We start from the raw sequence: 15,972 nt of genomic DNA, 5'->3' as shown, positions 1-15,972 counted from the left end.
CAAGCTTTACTGAAAAATATGGATTCACCCCGCTTTGAGCGGGAGTTTAAGCGGAGAACCGCGGATTAACGCGTCATTCTCTACTTAAACACCCGTTCAAAAGGGTCAAAATAAAGGAGGCAATTATTCAAATGGCAGTTACAATGTATTATGAAAAAGACGCTGATCAAAGCGTACTTCAAGGTAAAACAATTGCAGTAATCGGTTATGGTAGCCAAGGTCACGCACAAGCGCAAAACCTTCGCGATAGCGGACTTAAAGTTATCATCGGTCTGCGCCCAGGTAAATCCGCTGACGCAGCAAAAAAAGACGGTTTCGAAGTATTGACCGTTGCTGAAGCAACTAAAGTAGCAGACGTTGTTCAAATCCTGCTGCCTGATGAAACACAAGCACAAGTATACAGCGAGGAAATCGCACCGAACCTGAAAAAAGGCGCGGCGCTGATGTTCTCCCACGGCTTCAACATTCACTTCGGCCAAATCAAGCCGAGCAAAGATACAGACGTATTCCTGGTTGCTCCTAAATCGCCAGGTCACATGGTTCGCCGTACGTATGAAGAAGGCTTTGGCGTACCAGGCTTGATCGCAATCGAGCAAGATGCTTCCGGCAATGCAAAAGCAATCGGTCTTGCTTATGCTAAAGGTATCGGCTGTACACGTGCAGGCGTTATCGAAACAACTTTCAAAGAAGAAACAGAAACAGATCTTTTCGGTGAGCAAGCTGTTCTTTGCGGCGGCGCATCCGCGCTTGTACAAGCTGGTTTTGAAACGCTTGTTGAAGCTGGCTACGCTCCAGAAATGGCTTACTTCGAGTGCTTGCACGAGCTTAAGCTGATCGTTGACATGATGTATGAAGGCGGCATCTCCTCGATGCGCGATTCCATCTCCAACACAGCTGAATACGGCGACTATGTAACGGGTCCTCGCATTGTAACAGCTGAAACGAAAAAAGAAATGAAGCGCGTATTGGAAGATATCCAATCCGGCCGTTTCGCTCGCGATTTCATCCTGGAAAACAAATCAGGACAAGCAATGATGAACGCTACTCGTCGCAACGAGGCAGCTCATCCAATCGAGCAAACAGGCAAACAGCTTCGTGAGCTTATGCACTGGATCAAGAAGTAATATCTTTTAACTTGGGCGTATCTTCAAATAGGTGTTTAACCTTGCGAAGATGCGCCCCCATAGCATGAAGCGATGAAGACATAATCCCGGTTCACCGGCGGAGGAGCTGCGCGCAGGCGCAGTCTCAGGGCTGTCCGTGCGTACCGGGATCATTCTGTTCCCGGAGGTGCAAGGAAAATGCGTAAAATTTATATTTTTGACACAACATTGCGTGATGGGGAGCAGTCTCCAGGCGTCAACCTGAACACGAAGGAAAAGGTGGAAATCGCGCTCCAACTGGAAAAGCTGGGCGTTGACCGGATTGAAGCTGGTTTTCCTGCGGCATCGCCCGGTGATTTGGCAGCGGTTAATGCGGTAGCGACAGCTATCAAAAATGCAACGATTATCGGCCTGTCGCGCTCGCGCGAGCAGGATATTGACGCGGTACGTGAAGCGCTTAAAGGCGCGCAGGACCCGTGCATCCATCTATTCCTGGCGACAAGCCCGATTCACCGCAAGCACAAGCTGCGGATGGAGAAGGAGCAAGTGCTGGAAACAGCAGAGTGCGCTATTCGTTATGCGAAGAAATATTTTGATAAAGTCGAATTCTCGCCTGAAGATGCTGGGCGCACAGAGCTTGATTTCCTTTGCGAAGTAACGGATATGGCGATTCGCGCGGGAGCGACAGTCGTTAATATTCCGGATACCGTCGGTTATTTGAATCCACAGGAATTCGGCAACATCTTCAAAACGCTGAAGCAAAACGTTCCGAACATCGAGACGATCCAGCTCAGCGCGCATTGCCATGATGATTTGGGCATGGCAACAGCCAATGCACTGTCTGCTATACTTAATGGCGCCGATCAAGTAGAGGGTACGATTAATGGTATCGGCGAACGCGCCGGAAATACCGCAATCGAGGAAATTGCCCTTGCGCTTGCAACGCGTGCCGATTATTTTGGCGCGACGACGACACTGAACCTGAAAGAAATTGCCAAGACGAGCCGCTTGGTGAGCAAGCTGACGGGCATGGTTGTACCAGGCAACAAAGCGATTGTAGGCGCCAATGCCTTCGCGCATGAGTCCGGCATTCATCAGGACGGCATGCTCAAGGAAAAAACAACGTATGAAATCATCTCGCCTGATACAATCGGCCTAAGAGAGTCCTCGCTCGTACTAGGCAAGCACTCCGGCCGTCACGCATTCCGCGAGAAGCTGATTGATATGGGCTATGAGCTGAATGAAGAAGCGGTGAACGTGGCCTTCGCCAAGTTCAAAGACTTGGCTGACCGCAAAAAGAATGTCACCGACGAAGATATTCGTGCATTTTTAGAAGAAAAGCTCATTGATACGCCGGAAGTATTTACGCTTGAGACGATTCAAGTGAGCTACGGCAACCAATCGACGCCTAGCGCTTCGATTATTATCCGCCAAGCGGATGGAAGCGTTAGCGAAGGAACAGCGGAAGGCAATGGCTCGGTTGACGCCATTTACAATGCGATCGATAAAGTGACTGCGGAAGCTGTGGAGCTTGAGGATTATTCGATCAAATCGGTATCCCAAGGCAAGGATGCGCTTGGCGAAGTGCATGTTGTACTGAATCAAAACGAAGTATCTGCGCAGGGCCGCGGCCTTAGCACCGATATTTTGGAAGCGAGTGCACGTGCCTACATCGACGCGCTCAACCGACTCATTGAGAAACGCAAATCGCCAGGTCGTCGCGATAAAATGAGCTTGATTTAGTTAGCTTAGGGGGAGCGGAAGCTCCTCCTTTATTTGATTCTGGCATGCGCGATATGTGTGTCCAATAGCCTTTATAAGCAATGCCTATAAAGACCATAGATTTTATATCTTTGTTTTCGGCTCTGAAATATGGTACAAATGATAACAGAATGAGAATAGCTCATCCGAGCTCAAAAATAAGGAGTGTTACACAACAATGTCAGAAGTTAAAAAAATTGCAGTAGTTGCCGGCGACGGTATTGGTCCAGAGGTTGTAGGCGAAGCGCTTAAAGTATTGAAAAAAGTAGAAGAGCTGTATGGCTATCAGTTCGAAACCGAGCACGGCCTGTTCGGCGGAATTGCCATTGATGAAAAAGGAACACCATTGCCGCAGGAGACGCTTGATCTTTGTAGAAATGCTGACGCTGTATTGCTCGGCGCTGTTGGCGGCCCGAAATGGGACAACAACTCGAAGGAGCTTCGTCCTGAGACTGGCCTTCTCGGCATTCGCAAGGCGCTGGGTCTGTTCTCCAACATTCGTCCGGCAACTGTATTTGACTGCTTGAAAGAGGCTTCCACGCTTAAGCCAGAAGTGCTGGAAGGCACTGACCTGATCGTTGTGCGCGAGCTGACAGGCGGCATCTACTTCGGCGAGAAATTCCGTCGTGAAGGCGCAGGCGGCGAAGAAGCGGTTGATACTTGCGTATACAATGTACAAGAGATTGAGCGTATCGTTCGTCAAGCGTTTGACATTGCGATGACTCGCAGCAAGCGTCTGGCTTCCGTTGATAAAGCGAACGTGCTGGAAACTTCCCGTCTGTGGCGAGAGGTGGTTAACCGGATTGCGCCTGAATACCCAGAGGTTGAGCTGGAGCATGTGCTTGTAGACAACTGCGCGATGCAATTGCTGCGCCGTCCATCGAGCTTTGACGTTATCGTAACGGAAAACATGTTTGGCGATATTTTGAGCGATGAAGCAGCCATGCTGACAGGTTCTATCGGCATGCTTTCCTCCGCTTCGCTGGGCGAAGGCAGCTTCGGCCTTTACGAGCCGGTACACGGTTCCGCACCTGACATTGCTGGACAAGGCATTTCGAACCCAATCGCAACGATTCTTTCGGTTGCATTGATGTTCCGTCTGACTTTCGGCTACCACGATGCAGCGAAAGCGATTGAGGATGCTGTTAAAGAAGTGCTGGATGCAGGACACCGCACAGGCGATATCGCGGTTGACAAGAGCAAAGCTATTGGTACAACGGCAATGGGCGATTTGATCATTGCAGCACTGAAAAAAGCTTAATTATAATAATTATAAAAAAATATTGAATACAATCTTGACTTCAATATAATCTAGTGATAATATTTATCAATAGATAGCGATATTCACCGATGTTAATGCATCGATACATGCTCATCATTAAAACTCAAGGAGGATTTCAAATTATGGCAGAACGTTTGGTAGGTTACCCAGCTCCAGATTTTACAGCAGAAACAGCAATCGGTGATGGTTCCGGTTTCGGCAAAGCATCCCTTGCAGACTACAAAGGCAAATGGTTGGTATTGTTCTTCTATCCACTTGACTTCACTTTTGTTTGCCCAACTGAAATTACAGCTTTGAGCCTTGCTGCTGATGAGTTCAAGAAGCTTAACACTGAAATTCTTGGTGTGAGCGTAGACAGCCAGCACAGCCACAAAGCATGGATTAATACATCCGTTAACGATAATGGTCTTGGCAAGCTTGAGTTCCCTCTTGCTGCTGATATCACGAAGAAAATCGCTAAAGATTATGGCGTTCTGATTGAAGAAGAAGGCATCGCGCTTCGCGGCCTGTTCATCATCGATCCAGAAGGCGAAGTTAAATACCAAGTCGTTAACCATAACGATGTTGGCCGCAGCGTAGACGAAACGCTTCGCGTATTGCAAGCTTTGCAATCCGGCGGACTTTGCCCAATGAACTGGAAGCCAGGTCAGCAAACGCTGTCTGTTTAATCCAAATCGACTTCTCATTAGCAGAAGCCTGAGACGAAGAGCCCGTGCCAAATATTGGCAGGGGCTTTTCTATTTCGCAAAAAGCAGGAATTGTACAGGTATAAAGCGAATAAGTTTATGTCAAACGAAACGTGCTTGCTGCGAACTGGCAACAGCTAAGGAGGTCGTCGTCGATGAGTTTTTGTTGTGGAGCTAGTATGATTGGTACCAAAGGGACATTAAAGCATTTTCGGACACATATCCATAACGTGCCTATTTTGTTCTGCCCGGTATGCAACCGTGTGGAAATTCACCACTTGGTAGAAAATGAGTATGAAATATTGGCTGAATACGCACATGGAGACGGCGCCGCTGAGGTTGATTTTCAGGAGTATGTGGAGCAAGAAGGCAAGGCACTGCGGGAAAATTGCGTGAATCATGAAAGTGAAGATCCGATGGACGTCGTACTGAGTCAAATTGACATATCGCTTGATTTGCTCAGCTTTGCGAAACAAATTGACGACATCGCATGGCAAGGTGAATTAAAGAAGCGTCTGGCTATATTAAGCAGTCGGCGCAATAAGCTTAAAGAGCGGCGAACATCAGTCTAAAATGAATCATTTTATGAAATGTGGCCTCCGTTTGGGGGCTTTTTCATTTTTCTCATAAATTTCGGGGCCTACCCCCTCAAGCAACACAGATTGACCGAAAACTATGAATGAGAGGTGGAACGGTTGCTACTTGTATTATTCAAGCGTTTCTTGCGGAAAACCGTGCCCACCGACACCGTAGAAGCGAACACGAAGGAACCATTATTCAAAAATACGAAAACAAAGCCATCCCTGTCGCCGGAGCAGACGGTTCTGCAAATTCAGCAAGGAGACGCGCTGCTGCGGGAGCGGTTTATTGCAAGCTATAAGCCATACATTGCAAAAGTGACAAGCCGCTTCTGCAAACGTTATGTCCATGCGAGCAGGGATGATGAATATAGCGTGGCCTTAATCGCCTTTAACGAGGCCATTAATCAATTTTCGCCGGAGTCTGGCAGATCCTTTCTCGGCTTTGCCGAGACGGTCATCAGACGCCGTCTAATTGACTATGTGCGCCGTGAGCAGCGGCATCTATCCTCAGTTCCATATAGCACATTCGAGCGTTTAGACGATGAGGAGCAGCTTTACAACCCTGTTGAGCTGAAGCAGGCGATGGCTGCATATGAGCTGAACAGTACGGCGGATGAGCGCCGGCTGGAGATGGGCGAATTTAATCAGGAGCTGCTGAAATACGGCGTATCGTTCGCCGAGCTGGTCGAAGCTTCACCCAAGCATGCGGATTCACGCAAAATGCTGATGCGTACAGCAGCAATATTAGCAGAGGATGACGCGATGTTTGGCCAATTAAAGCTGACGGGCAAGCTGCCGGTCAAAGCATTGACGGAGGCGAGCGGCTTGTCCCGTAAGACGATTGAACGCAATCGCAAATATATGATTGCCATTGCATGTATTTTACGGGGAACGTACCCGTTTTTGAAAGATTACCTGGATCTGGACGATTGGCAGCGAGAAGCGAGCAAGGAGGCAGAATGATGAACCGTGGCGTCGTAATGCAGATACAAAAGAATAGGGCAGTTGTGCTGACGGCGGATGGCAGATTCATCAATACCGAGCTTCCTCGCAACGTTCAGGTTGGCGATGAAATTGTGATCCAGCAGGAGGAGAGGGCAAGGCGCAGGAGACCCAAAGCGCTGCTGTGGAGAACCGGAGTGGCTGTGGCTATCGTGCTGCTTATTTTGCCTGTGCTGCTGTATGTTCAGAGCGGCAAACATCCCGTAGTGGCTTATTTCAGTATGGACATCAATCCAAGCATTGAAATCGGCATTGACAGCCGTGAGCAGGTGCAGGAGCTTCATGCGTTCAATGAGGCGGGCAAGCAGGTCATCGCCGGAGTGTCCTACAAAAATAAATCGCTTGCGCTGGTTACAACGGCTATTATGCAAAAAATTGCCGGCATGCACTATTTTGACGATAAGGTGCAGGATATTGTAGTTACGAGCGTAGTCGTTGGCGGTGATGATCCGCAGATGGATGTGTTATTTTCAACTAAGCTTAATAAGGCTTTGACAGATATGGTCGCGGAAGGGCATATGCAGGCGGCTGTAGAAATTCTGACGCTGTCCGCCCCGGTAGAGCTGCGGGATGCGGCGGAGGCATACGGCTTGTCCTCTGGCAAGATGGCGGTTTATTTGATGGCCAAGGATGAAGGTTATGCTCTTGAGCTGGAAAACTTCCAGCAGCATTCCATCAGCATGATAGCCGAGCCGCTTGGCGGTGTAAAAACGATTGTGAAGCATGCTGATAAAACGACCAAAGAAAGCCTGAGAAGCTTGCTTGAGGCGGAGACAAAGCAAGATGCGGTGCAATCCTCCTCCGTACCGGTTGTGGATAGCGCTTCTGCTGAGCCAGCAGCTACTCCAACTCCAACTCCAACTCCAACTCATGCGCCTGTGCTTGTAAGCTCAGTGACGAACGCTGAGGCTTCTTCGAAGCCCGCAGAGACAGCTACCCCGGAGCCTAAGCCGACTGCTGGGACAGCTGTCAAGGAGACGCCAGCGAAACAAAAGGATAACGAAAAAAACGGGCAGCATGGCAAGGATAATGAGAAAGACAAAGTTAAGGATAAGGATAAGGATAAGGATAAGGATAAGGATAAGGATAAGGATAAGGATAAGGATAAGGATAAGGATAAGGATAAGGATAAGGATAACAACAAAGACAAGGAAAAAATTAAGAATAAAGACAAAGATAAGAACAAAGATAAAAACAACGATAAAAATAAAAACGATGGCAGAAACAATACCCATAAAGACGTTAAAGACAGGGATACGGGTAAAAATAAAGACAAGGACAATTGCAAGAAGAACAGCGGGAAAAATAAAGGGAAGACCATTTGGGACGACCAAAAACGTTTTAGCTATCGAACAAACGTGGAAAATACATACAGCTGGCAGAGGTCTGCTTAGGATTCGTCCAAATCATTGCAAAAATACCATTTTTCGACAAATATTCTCATTGACATGAAGGACATCCAAAATCTATGATGAGTATAGCTTGAATTAGCGTTGTCCATTGATGCTGCCGGGGGGGAGTAGAGGATGCAGATGATGCGAAAGCGTTATTTCCCGGCACTTGCCGAATACATACGAAGTGATAAGGAAAGTTCTCTTTATCAAGCAGCAGAGCTAGGCAAAGAGTTAACGGGAATTCAACTTGATGATGTCATTGCGATCCATGAGGATTGCATGCAGACATTAGTATCGAATGTGGACTCGGAAGAAGCAGTCAAATTGTACAATCGTTCGTTCATTTTTTTAATCGAATTTATGGTTGCTTATCGTTCTCATTTGCTGGCGAATCAAACCAATGATCAGAAGTTTACGGAAATGAGGGAAATGCTGCTACGTTCCAATCGTTCATTTGAAATGGTCAAAAATAAGTATGAAAATGTGCTGCAGCATATGGACAGCGGCATCGCATTATTTGACAGTGAAGGCATCTTGACATTCATTAATTTGCAAATGGCGAAGCACCTAGACATTCCCCGCAAAACGCTGGTGGGCTGCAATTTGCCTGAAATTTTGCGGCATCCGCAGCTAAGCAGGTATACCCGAAAAATGGTTTTACGACTGTACAAGGAAATGCTGCTTCGGCGCATGCGGAATTATGAGTTTCAGGATAGGGATGGCAATCATTTACTCGTAACGGTCACCTACGGCGATCAGCTTGAAGGTGATTTTCTATTCAGCGTCAAAGATGTGTCGGAGTATAAACAGATTGAGCAAACGGCTTTGCAAAATGACAAGCTAGCCATGCTTGGCCGAATTGCGGCTGCCATCGCGCATGAAATTCGCAATCCACTGACGTCGATACGCGGTTTTATCCAGCTGCTGCGCCCGTATTTGCTGCAAATGGGCAAAGAGGAATATGCCCGAATTATTTTAGCCGAAATCGATCGTGCCAATGATATTATTTACGAGTTTTTGAACTCGTCCAAGCCGTCAGCTCCATTAAAGAAAGCGTTTTCTATTAATTTACTACTTAAAGAAGTTGCGCTGCTTACGGAGAGCGAGGCGCTTATGCGCAATTGCCAGATCGAGCTGCAGCTCGAAGGGGATGAATATGCACTCGTCGCTTCGATCGACATGAAGCAGATTAAGCAGGTCATTCTCAACATTGTGAAAAATTCACTCGATGCGGTAGCGGAACGGAAAAGCGATGATATCGGCATTATTGAGCTGTCAACGAGAGCCGATGGTTCTTATGTGGAGATTACGATGAAGGATAACGGGAAAGGCATGGATAAGGCAACGCTGACTCGATTGTTTGATCCTTTTTTTACGACCAAGGAAGAAGGGACGGGCCTTGGCTTATCCGTCAGTTACCGGATTATCCGCAATCATGGGGGCTCTATTCGCGTCGAAAGCGTCGTAGGCAGCGGCACATCATTCATTATTTATTTGCCATTAGCGGAATAAATGATTAAAATCGGGGGTATGCCCCCCGATTTTTTTTCATCTTTATGGCGGGAGGCGCCAAAAGGAGAGGAATGATTAACCATGAGTACATTATTTACATACGGAACGCCAGGTGCTGAACCAATAGATGCAGTCGTTCGTTTCATTAGCGCGCGTGAGCTTAGCGATGCTTCAGCCGAATGGCTGCTGCCGCAAATTGATCAGGCTATTCGCAGCCTATTTACCAAAGGGCTGTTCAAGGGAGAGGCGGAGCAGGCTCATGTCATGCAGACGCTTAGCTTGTATCCTGCTGCCGAGCATGTAATAGCGGTCGGCTATGAGGAGCAATCTGGCGCAGACGGCTTGCGTCTAGCAGCAGCAACTGCGGCAAGAGCATTGAAGCGCATAAAAGCGCAGTCGGTGCATGTGGTGCTGCCGCTGTCAGCGGTGAAAGCGGAAGGACTTTCCCAGCAGCAAGCGGCTCAGGCGCTGACTGAAGGGCTGAAGCTGGCGGTGCATGACCGCCTGCCAGAGAAACGTGAATCGAAGACGCGTTATGCAATCGGTAAAGTGTATTTCTCCATCGCGGGGACTGAAGCGGAAGGTGCTGCTTCTGATTTCAGCGAGCAATGGATCGCAGGGATTACACGCGGCGTTGCCTGTGCCGATGGCGTAATCAGCGCCCGTGATTTGACGAATATAGCGGGCAATAAGCTCGTGCCGGAAGGTCTTGCTGCGTATGCTGAGGAGCTTGCCCGGCAGTATGATTTTGACATTGAGATTATCGACGAGTGGACGGCAGCCGAGCAGGGCATGGGCGGCTTGCTTGGCGTTGGCCAAGGCAGCATCAACCCGCCGCGCATGATTGTGCTGCATTATAAGGGTGCGCCAGGCGATCAGGCAACTTGGGGCCTAATTGGAAAAGGCATCACCTTTGATACTGGCGGCATTTCGCTCAAGCGGGCGCCTGGCATGGAGGAAATGATTGCCGATATGGGCGGCGCAGCGGCCGTGCTTGGCGCTATGCAGGCGATTGGCGAGCTCAAGCCGGCAGTAAACATTATTGCGGTCATTCCATCGGCGGAAAATATGCCTTCGGATCGCGCGCTTAAACCGGGCGATGTCATTACGATGATGAACGGCCTGACGGTGGAAGTGGTGAATACCGATGCCGAAGGCCGGCTGGTGCTTGGCGACGGGCTCACGACGGCCATTCGCCGCGGAGCAACGAAGCTGGTGGATGTCGCGACGCTGACAGGAGCGGTATCGGTGGCGCTCGGCTCACAAGCGACGGGAGCGGTGACGAACCATGATGGGCTCATGCAGCAGGTGCGCGAAGCATCTGAGCGGGCAGGCGAGCGCGTATGGCAGCTTCCGGCCTATCCGGAATATAAGAAGCAAATTCGGAGTGAAGCGGCCGATTTGAAAAACAGCGGCGGCCGTGAAGCGGGTACCATTACCGGCGGATTGTTCATTGGCGCATTCGCTGAGGAGCTGCCTTGGGTTCATCTCGATATAGCGGGCGTGTCGTTCCGCGAGTCGGCGAAGGTGCTGGAGCCGAAAGGCGGCACAGGCGTTATGGTGCGTACGCTCGTCGAGCTGATGTACGCTAAGGTGTAAGTAAAGCGGCAGATGAAGCGGGTATCGATGGACAGCAGTAAATGGGCTTAAACTAAAGCAACGACCGAAGCAGAGGGCGATCCTCGGCTCCGGTCGTTGCTTCTCTTTTTCCATCCTCCTGCCTTCCAAAAAATAAATAGCATGACCAACTACGTAAATGTTACTATATACAAGGTGAAACGGCTGTCGCCATCCTCTGGCGGCGCGGCGCGTTTCAGTCCAAGAAATATAAGCCTAATATAAGAGTAGACCATATACATGCTTATATTTTAAAAAATAAAGCAGTGGATGAGGAGTTTTGAAGCAGCATGAATAACGGAGAAGCAGGCCTGAAAAAAGAAGGTCTGGTCATTTTAATACTTAGCTTTGCTTTAACGCTGGTTGTTATGAATACAATGATGTTTAATCTTGCGCTGCCGGATGTGGAGAAGCAATTTTCCCTCACAGCGATTGCGACCTCATGGATCGTAACCGGTTATTCCATTATGTTCGCGATTGCTTCCATTACGTACAGCAGGCTTTCCGATTTTATACCGATGAAGCTATTGTTTCTCATTGCGCTTTCTTCCCTTAGCGTGGCTTCGATTATCGGATTTTTCAGCAATAGCTTTATATTGCTTATGGCGGCACGTCTTATTCAAGCTACTGGAGCAGGAGCGATTGCCGCGCTTGGCATCGTGCTCGTTACACGGTTTATACCCGCTGACCGCCGGGGCCGGGCAATGGCGCTTATTATGTCGGCAACGTCGCTTGGGCTTGGACTGGGGCCGGTTATCGGCGGTGTTATCGTCGAATATTTGGGCTGGCATTATTTATTTGCGGTTACGGCTATTATGATTGTGCTCATTCCCATGTTCTACAAAATGATTCCGGCCGAAAGCCGCAAAAGCGGCACATTCGATGTAGCGGGAGCCTTGCTCATCGGGATCGGAACGACGGGACTCCTGCTCGCCTTGACCAGCAGAAGCCTGATCGCCTTAATCATTGGTGTTGTCGCCGTGGCCTTATTCTGGTGGCGAATCCACAAGGCTAACGATCCATTCGTTCAGCCGGATCTGTTCCGAAATAAGCCTTACATGCTGCTCGGCATGCTGGGCGTTACCTCATACATGAACAACTTCGCCGCGTTATTTCTCGTTCCGCAGGTGCTCGCTGGCGTGTATCATTTAACACCTGCCCAGTCCGGCTTGATCGTATTCCCAGGCTCGCTGGCGACGATGGTTGCCTCAAGATACATTGGCAGTACGATCGACCGCCTTGGCAATCGTTTCTTTATTCGTCTGGCGCCGATCGGTCTGCTCATCGCCTCGCTCGCCCTAGCTTTTAGCGCGGTGCATTCGTATTGGGCGATTCTCATTATCTATATGCTGCTTAGTGTAAGTTTCTCTGCCTTAACGAGCAGCGTATCCAATGAGATGTCGAGGCTGCTGCCGCAAAAGGAAATTGGAGCGGGAATGGGATTGTTCCAGCTTGCCCAGTTTTTCAGCGGCGCATTGACTGCCGCTTTGATAGGCAGCGCCATCGTATGGCAGGCACAGCTGGCGAAATCAGAGGCCTTCAATCATATTTTATGGGGTATGTCCGTTATTGTCCTGTGTACGGTCGTCAGTTCGCTGCTTTACACACGCAGTGCTGCTCGAAAGGCATCACGTCAAGCAGCATAATACGTGTCGTGAAACCTATCACGTCTTTCTAATTTTTTATAAAAGAGTAAACGTATTACAGGGAGGAATATATTTATTTTCCAATAAATCTAGATGTACTAGCAGGGAAGTTAACAACCAATGTTGAATTTACAAATTATGAGGACGGAATAGGGCTGAAAGTGGAGGGTTCGGATGAGCGACTATGTAAGTGCGGACTTGTATCATACCTATATGAACTCCATTTGGGAAGAGACAACAGATGGTATTGTTATTGTCGATTTGCAGCGCATCGTGCTGGATGTCAATCCAGCTTTTGAACAGATGTACGGCTGGACGAAGGAGGAGCTGGTAGGCAGGAAGCTTCCCGTCGGTCCAGCTCATCTGTATAAGGAGTTTGCCAGGCTATACGATCAGGTGATTGAGGGCAAGAAGGCAGCCGCAGCGGAATATCCAAAGCTATGCAAGAACGGCAAGCATCTGCATGTGAGCATTACCCTGTCGGCTGTTCGAGACAGCAGCGGCAAGATAACCGGAATCGTGGCCATTGAGCGGGATATTACGAAACGAAAGCATACCGAGAAGGCGCTTCGGGAGACGGAGCAGCTTTACAGCCATCTGACGCAAAATGTGCTAGCCGGCGTTTTTGTCAGGCAGGATCGCAAAATTGTATATATTAACTCGTATATGTCGGCCATGCTCGGCTACACGAGAGAGGAATTTGTTACGCTGAAAACCGCCGACTACATTGATGCGATTGAGCTGTTCACCATTAAGCGGCAGGTAGCGGAAATTTTGATCAAAAAGCGTGAGCCACGCTATACCGTTACCGTACGCGGCAAGAAGAAGGATGGCGGCTTCGTTTATTTGGAGGTCAATCTCTCGCTCATTATGTACAAAGGCAGAACCGCGATGCTGGGCTCAGCCAAGGATGTGACCTCATCGGTTGCGCTTGAGCGTTCCTTGCGGGAAAGCGCCGAGATGTACCAGCGTGTCATGAAGCTGCTGCCAGAGCCGATTGTGCTAAGCGATCACGGGATTATTATTTACGCCAACAATTCAGCAATCAAGCTCGTTGCGGCCGATGACAAAAACGAAGTGATTGGGCACTCGATATTTGAATATATTCATCCTGACTATCATGAGGAATCGCTTAGAAAGATGGACCTCATTATGTTCGAGGAGGAGCCGAGTCAGTTTGAGGAGCGGCAAATTATATGCAGAGATGGGCAAACGATAGATATTGAGATGTCGAGCATTCGTGTCAATAACTATATGGGAAAACGGGTTATTTTAACGGTAATCCGGGATTTAACTGATCGCAAGCGATCCGAGGATATGCTGGTGCGCTCCGAGAAGCTGTCGGTTATCGGCCAGCTTGCGGCGGGCGTTGCCCATGAAATTCGCAATCCGCTAACGGCGCTCAAGGGTTTTACGCAATTGCTGAAAACCAAAAACGAAGGTTATGGCTCGTATCTCGATATAATGTCCAATGAGCTGGATCGAATTAACTTAATCGTCAACGAATTTATGACCTTAGCGAAGCCGCATTTTACCAGATTCAACGATGAGAATTTGGTACATATTTTGCGCGGCGTTATTTCGGTGCTGGAAACACAGGCGATTATGACGAATGTGGATATTGAGACGCAGGTGGAAGACAGCCTAATGATGATTCATGCGGATGCCAATCAGCTCAAGCAGGTTTTCATTAATGTCATCAAAAATGCGATCGAAGCGATGCCAGATGGTGGCCGCGTTACGATTGCGATTCGCTCAAACGTTCCTGACAGCGTTTGCTTGACCATCCGCGATGAGGGGATCGGGATGACCGACTCTATTATTGGGAAAATTGGACAGCCCTTTATTACGACAAAAGAAAAAGGCACGGGCCTTGGGCTGATGATCAGCTCCAGAATAATTGAGGCCCATCATGGTACACTACATATCGTTAGTCGACATGGCGAAGGCACGGAGGTACAAATTACGCTGCCGTTGGCTAAGCCTGCAATCGCAGAAATCAATTAATTTTGCCCTGTTCCCTCATTCATACTAAGCGCAGCTTGCTTGGCTAATGCTGTTCTTTGTAACCTTCAGTCTCGCGCCTACCCGCGAGGTGCTGAAGGTTTTTGTCTATATGGGGGCTGCATAGGCAGATTAGACGGAACAGTCTCAAGTGTTGTTTAATGTACTTAACATAGTTTGAGCAGGTAAGCAGTTAAAGGAGTGCCCTATTAATGAAGACTGAGATCTCAAACCGCATTAAAATCCCGCCAGGCTTTTGGGAGGGGGTGCATCAACTGGGGATCGCCGCCCAGGATATAGCACGCATAGCGCGACTGCCGCTCAGCATAAGGACTGAGCCGTTCGTTACTACAGATCAATATTTCGCGATTTGGCGGGCTTATTCCGATCTCATTGGTGACACAGCGATAGGAATCATTAAGCTTGCGACTGCCTTTGAAACAGCGAAGTATCCACCGACTGTCCTAGCCCCTTACCATGCTCGCGACTATCGCGATGCTCTAAACCGAATGGCTCGGTACAAGCAGCTTTGTCCCCCTGAAAGCTTGCGTATGGCCGAGGAGGGAGAGCGCTGTACAATCGAACTGGAATGGCGAAATGCGGAGCAAGTCGGCCCGCCGATGCTGGTTGGTGTCACGCTGGCCTTTCTTCTGGAGCTTGGGCGCCGGGGCACAGGCCAGCCTTTGACGGCGCAGCTTGTCGAATTTTCGAGCACAATGGGCGATGTACAGGCGCTAGAAGCTTATTTCGGCTGTCCAATCCGGATTGGTGCTGCAGGCAATCGATTGACGCTGCATCGAAAAGATTTGGACCGTTCCTTTATATCGTACAACGAAGAGCTGTTGGAGATTCTGACCCCTGCACTAGATCGTTCGCTTGATGAACACCAGCATAGCCAGTCCATGACCAAGACGGTCAAATGGATCATGAAACGCAGCCTCACAGGAGGGCGTCCCGATATTCAGGCTGTTGCGAAGGAGCTTAGCATTAGCGAGCGTACCTTGCAGCGCCGGCTAACAGATGAGAACACGAGCTTTAAGCAGTTGTTGACACAAGCTAGACATGAGCAGGCACGAGAGTACTTGGCAGACCCATCGCTCGAAATTAAAGAAGTGGCTTACTTGATTGGCTATGAAGACCAGAATTCGTTCTACCGTGCCTTCCGCCTTTGGGAAGGGGATACGCCTTCAAATTGGCGTGCCGAACATCTAGGTTCAAATGCACTATCTTTCCATACCTGAACCATGCTCCACCATTTTCTCCAGAAAGCTCGCAAATACTGGGCTTTTATCATTTGGCGTGTTAAGCAAGAAGGTTGGCGCAATAGGCTAGTTACTGAGCAAATCAGACAAGGTAATATAATGACTATCCGTAAGCAAGGGAT

At 48.9% G+C, this 15,972-nt stretch carries 12 protein-coding genes; all 12 read left to right on the top strand.

Annotation, left to right across the window (positions count from 1 at the left end; all coding sequences use genetic code 11):
* Nucleotides 1-131: 131 nt before the first annotated feature.
* The 12 genes from ilvC to MHB80_RS21660 all read left to right on the top strand — a co-directional run bounded on the left by ilvC (nucleotide 132) and on the right by MHB80_RS21660 (nucleotide 15,829).
* Entirely contained in the window at nucleotides 132-1,124 is a 993-nt protein-coding gene (gene ilvC / locus MHB80_RS21715) for a ketol-acid reductoisomerase (RefSeq protein ID WP_341278934.1), read from the top strand.
* Nucleotides 1,125-1,301: 177 nt separating this feature from the next.
* The gene (locus MHB80_RS21710) at nucleotides 1,302-2,846 is read left to right on the top strand and encodes a 2-isopropylmalate synthase (protein ID WP_341278933.1); all 1,545 of its coding nucleotides are present in this window, start codon (nucleotides 1,302-1,304) and stop codon (nucleotides 2,844-2,846) included.
* Between the two features lie 196 nt (nucleotides 2,847-3,042).
* A complete protein-coding gene (gene leuB / locus MHB80_RS21705) occupies nucleotides 3,043-4,125 on the top strand; it encodes a 3-isopropylmalate dehydrogenase (protein WP_341278932.1) in 1,083 nt (360 codons plus the stop codon).
* Nucleotides 4,126-4,268: 143 nt separating this feature from the next.
* Complete coding sequence (locus MHB80_RS21700) at nucleotides 4,269-4,814, top strand: peroxiredoxin (RefSeq protein ID WP_056043169.1); 546 nt, start codon at nucleotides 4,269-4,271, stop codon at nucleotides 4,812-4,814.
* Between the two features lie 173 nt (nucleotides 4,815-4,987).
* Complete coding sequence (locus MHB80_RS21695) at nucleotides 4,988-5,404, top strand: hypothetical protein (RefSeq protein WP_341278931.1); 417 nt, start codon at nucleotides 4,988-4,990, stop codon at nucleotides 5,402-5,404.
* Nucleotides 5,405-5,527: 123 nt separating this feature from the next.
* Nucleotides 5,528-6,376 carry an RNA polymerase sigma factor SigI gene (gene sigI, locus MHB80_RS21690; protein ID WP_341278930.1) on the top strand — a complete coding sequence of 283 codons (849 nt, stop codon included), beginning with the start codon at nucleotides 5,528-5,530 and terminating at the stop codon, nucleotides 6,374-6,376.
* On the top strand, nucleotides 6,373-7,809 hold the full coding sequence (locus MHB80_RS21685; RefSeq protein ID WP_341278929.1) for an anti-sigma factor domain-containing protein: 1,437 nt from the start codon (nucleotides 6,373-6,375) through the stop codon (nucleotides 7,807-7,809). Before sigI ends, MHB80_RS21685 begins: the two co-directional genes overlap by 4 nt.
* A gap of 132 nt (nucleotides 7,810-7,941) precedes the next feature.
* Nucleotides 7,942-9,321, top strand: coding sequence for an ATP-binding protein (locus MHB80_RS21680; RefSeq protein ID WP_341278928.1), 1,380 nt, complete (start codon nucleotides 7,942-7,944; stop codon nucleotides 9,319-9,321).
* 81 nt (nucleotides 9,322-9,402) lie between these two features.
* The gene (locus MHB80_RS21675) at nucleotides 9,403-10,920 is read left to right on the top strand and encodes a leucyl aminopeptidase (protein ID WP_341278927.1); all 1,518 of its coding nucleotides are present in this window, start codon (nucleotides 9,403-9,405) and stop codon (nucleotides 10,918-10,920) included.
* Nucleotides 10,921-11,228: 308 nt separating this feature from the next.
* On the top strand, nucleotides 11,229-12,584 hold the full coding sequence (locus MHB80_RS21670) for an MFS transporter (RefSeq protein WP_341278926.1): 1,356 nt from the start codon (nucleotides 11,229-11,231) through the stop codon (nucleotides 12,582-12,584).
* 174 nt (nucleotides 12,585-12,758) lie between these two features.
* Entirely contained in the window at nucleotides 12,759-14,591 is a 1,833-nt protein-coding gene (locus tag MHB80_RS21665; RefSeq protein ID WP_341278925.1) for a PAS domain S-box protein, read from the top strand.
* Between the two features lie 209 nt (nucleotides 14,592-14,800).
* Nucleotides 14,801-15,829, top strand: coding sequence for a helix-turn-helix domain-containing protein (locus tag MHB80_RS21660; protein ID WP_341278924.1), 1,029 nt, complete (start codon nucleotides 14,801-14,803; stop codon nucleotides 15,827-15,829).
* Nucleotides 15,830-15,972: the final 143 nt, after the last annotated feature.

The sequence above is a fragment of the Paenibacillus sp. FSL H8-0537 genome (assembly GCF_038051995.1).
Taxonomy (GTDB): domain Bacteria; phylum Bacillota; class Bacilli; order Paenibacillales; family Paenibacillaceae; genus Pristimantibacillus.
This window is presented reverse-complemented; position numbering and strand designations above follow the sequence as displayed.

What these genes read in the sequence shown, in the direction of transcription:
- MHB80_RS21675 (WP_341278927.1), top strand. Translation starts at nt 9,403, where the DNA reads ATGAGTACATTATTTACATACGGAACGCCAGGTGCTGAACCAATAGAT.
- MHB80_RS21710 (WP_341278933.1), top strand. Translation starts at nt 1,302, where the DNA reads ATGCGTAAAATTTATATTTTTGACACAACATTGCGTGATGGGGAGCAG.
- MHB80_RS21695 (WP_341278931.1), top strand. Translation starts at nt 4,988, where the DNA reads ATGAGTTTTTGTTGTGGAGCTAGTATGATTGGTACCAAAGGGACATTA.
- MHB80_RS21700 (WP_056043169.1), top strand. Translation starts at nt 4,269, where the DNA reads ATGGCAGAACGTTTGGTAGGTTACCCAGCTCCAGATTTTACAGCAGAA.
- MHB80_RS21680 (WP_341278928.1), top strand. Translation starts at nt 7,942, where the DNA reads ATGCAGATGATGCGAAAGCGTTATTTCCCGGCACTTGCCGAATACATA.
- MHB80_RS21670 (WP_341278926.1), top strand. Translation starts at nt 11,229, where the DNA reads ATGAATAACGGAGAAGCAGGCCTGAAAAAAGAAGGTCTGGTCATTTTA.
- ilvC (WP_341278934.1), top strand. Translation starts at nt 132, where the DNA reads ATGGCAGTTACAATGTATTATGAAAAAGACGCTGATCAAAGCGTACTT.
- MHB80_RS21660 (WP_341278924.1), top strand. Translation starts at nt 14,801, where the DNA reads ATGAAGACTGAGATCTCAAACCGCATTAAAATCCCGCCAGGCTTTTGG.
- MHB80_RS21685 (WP_341278929.1), top strand. Translation starts at nt 6,373, where the DNA reads ATGATGAACCGTGGCGTCGTAATGCAGATACAAAAGAATAGGGCAGTT.
- MHB80_RS21665 (WP_341278925.1), top strand. Translation starts at nt 12,759, where the DNA reads ATGAGCGACTATGTAAGTGCGGACTTGTATCATACCTATATGAACTCC.
- leuB (WP_341278932.1), top strand. Translation starts at nt 3,043, where the DNA reads ATGTCAGAAGTTAAAAAAATTGCAGTAGTTGCCGGCGACGGTATTGGT.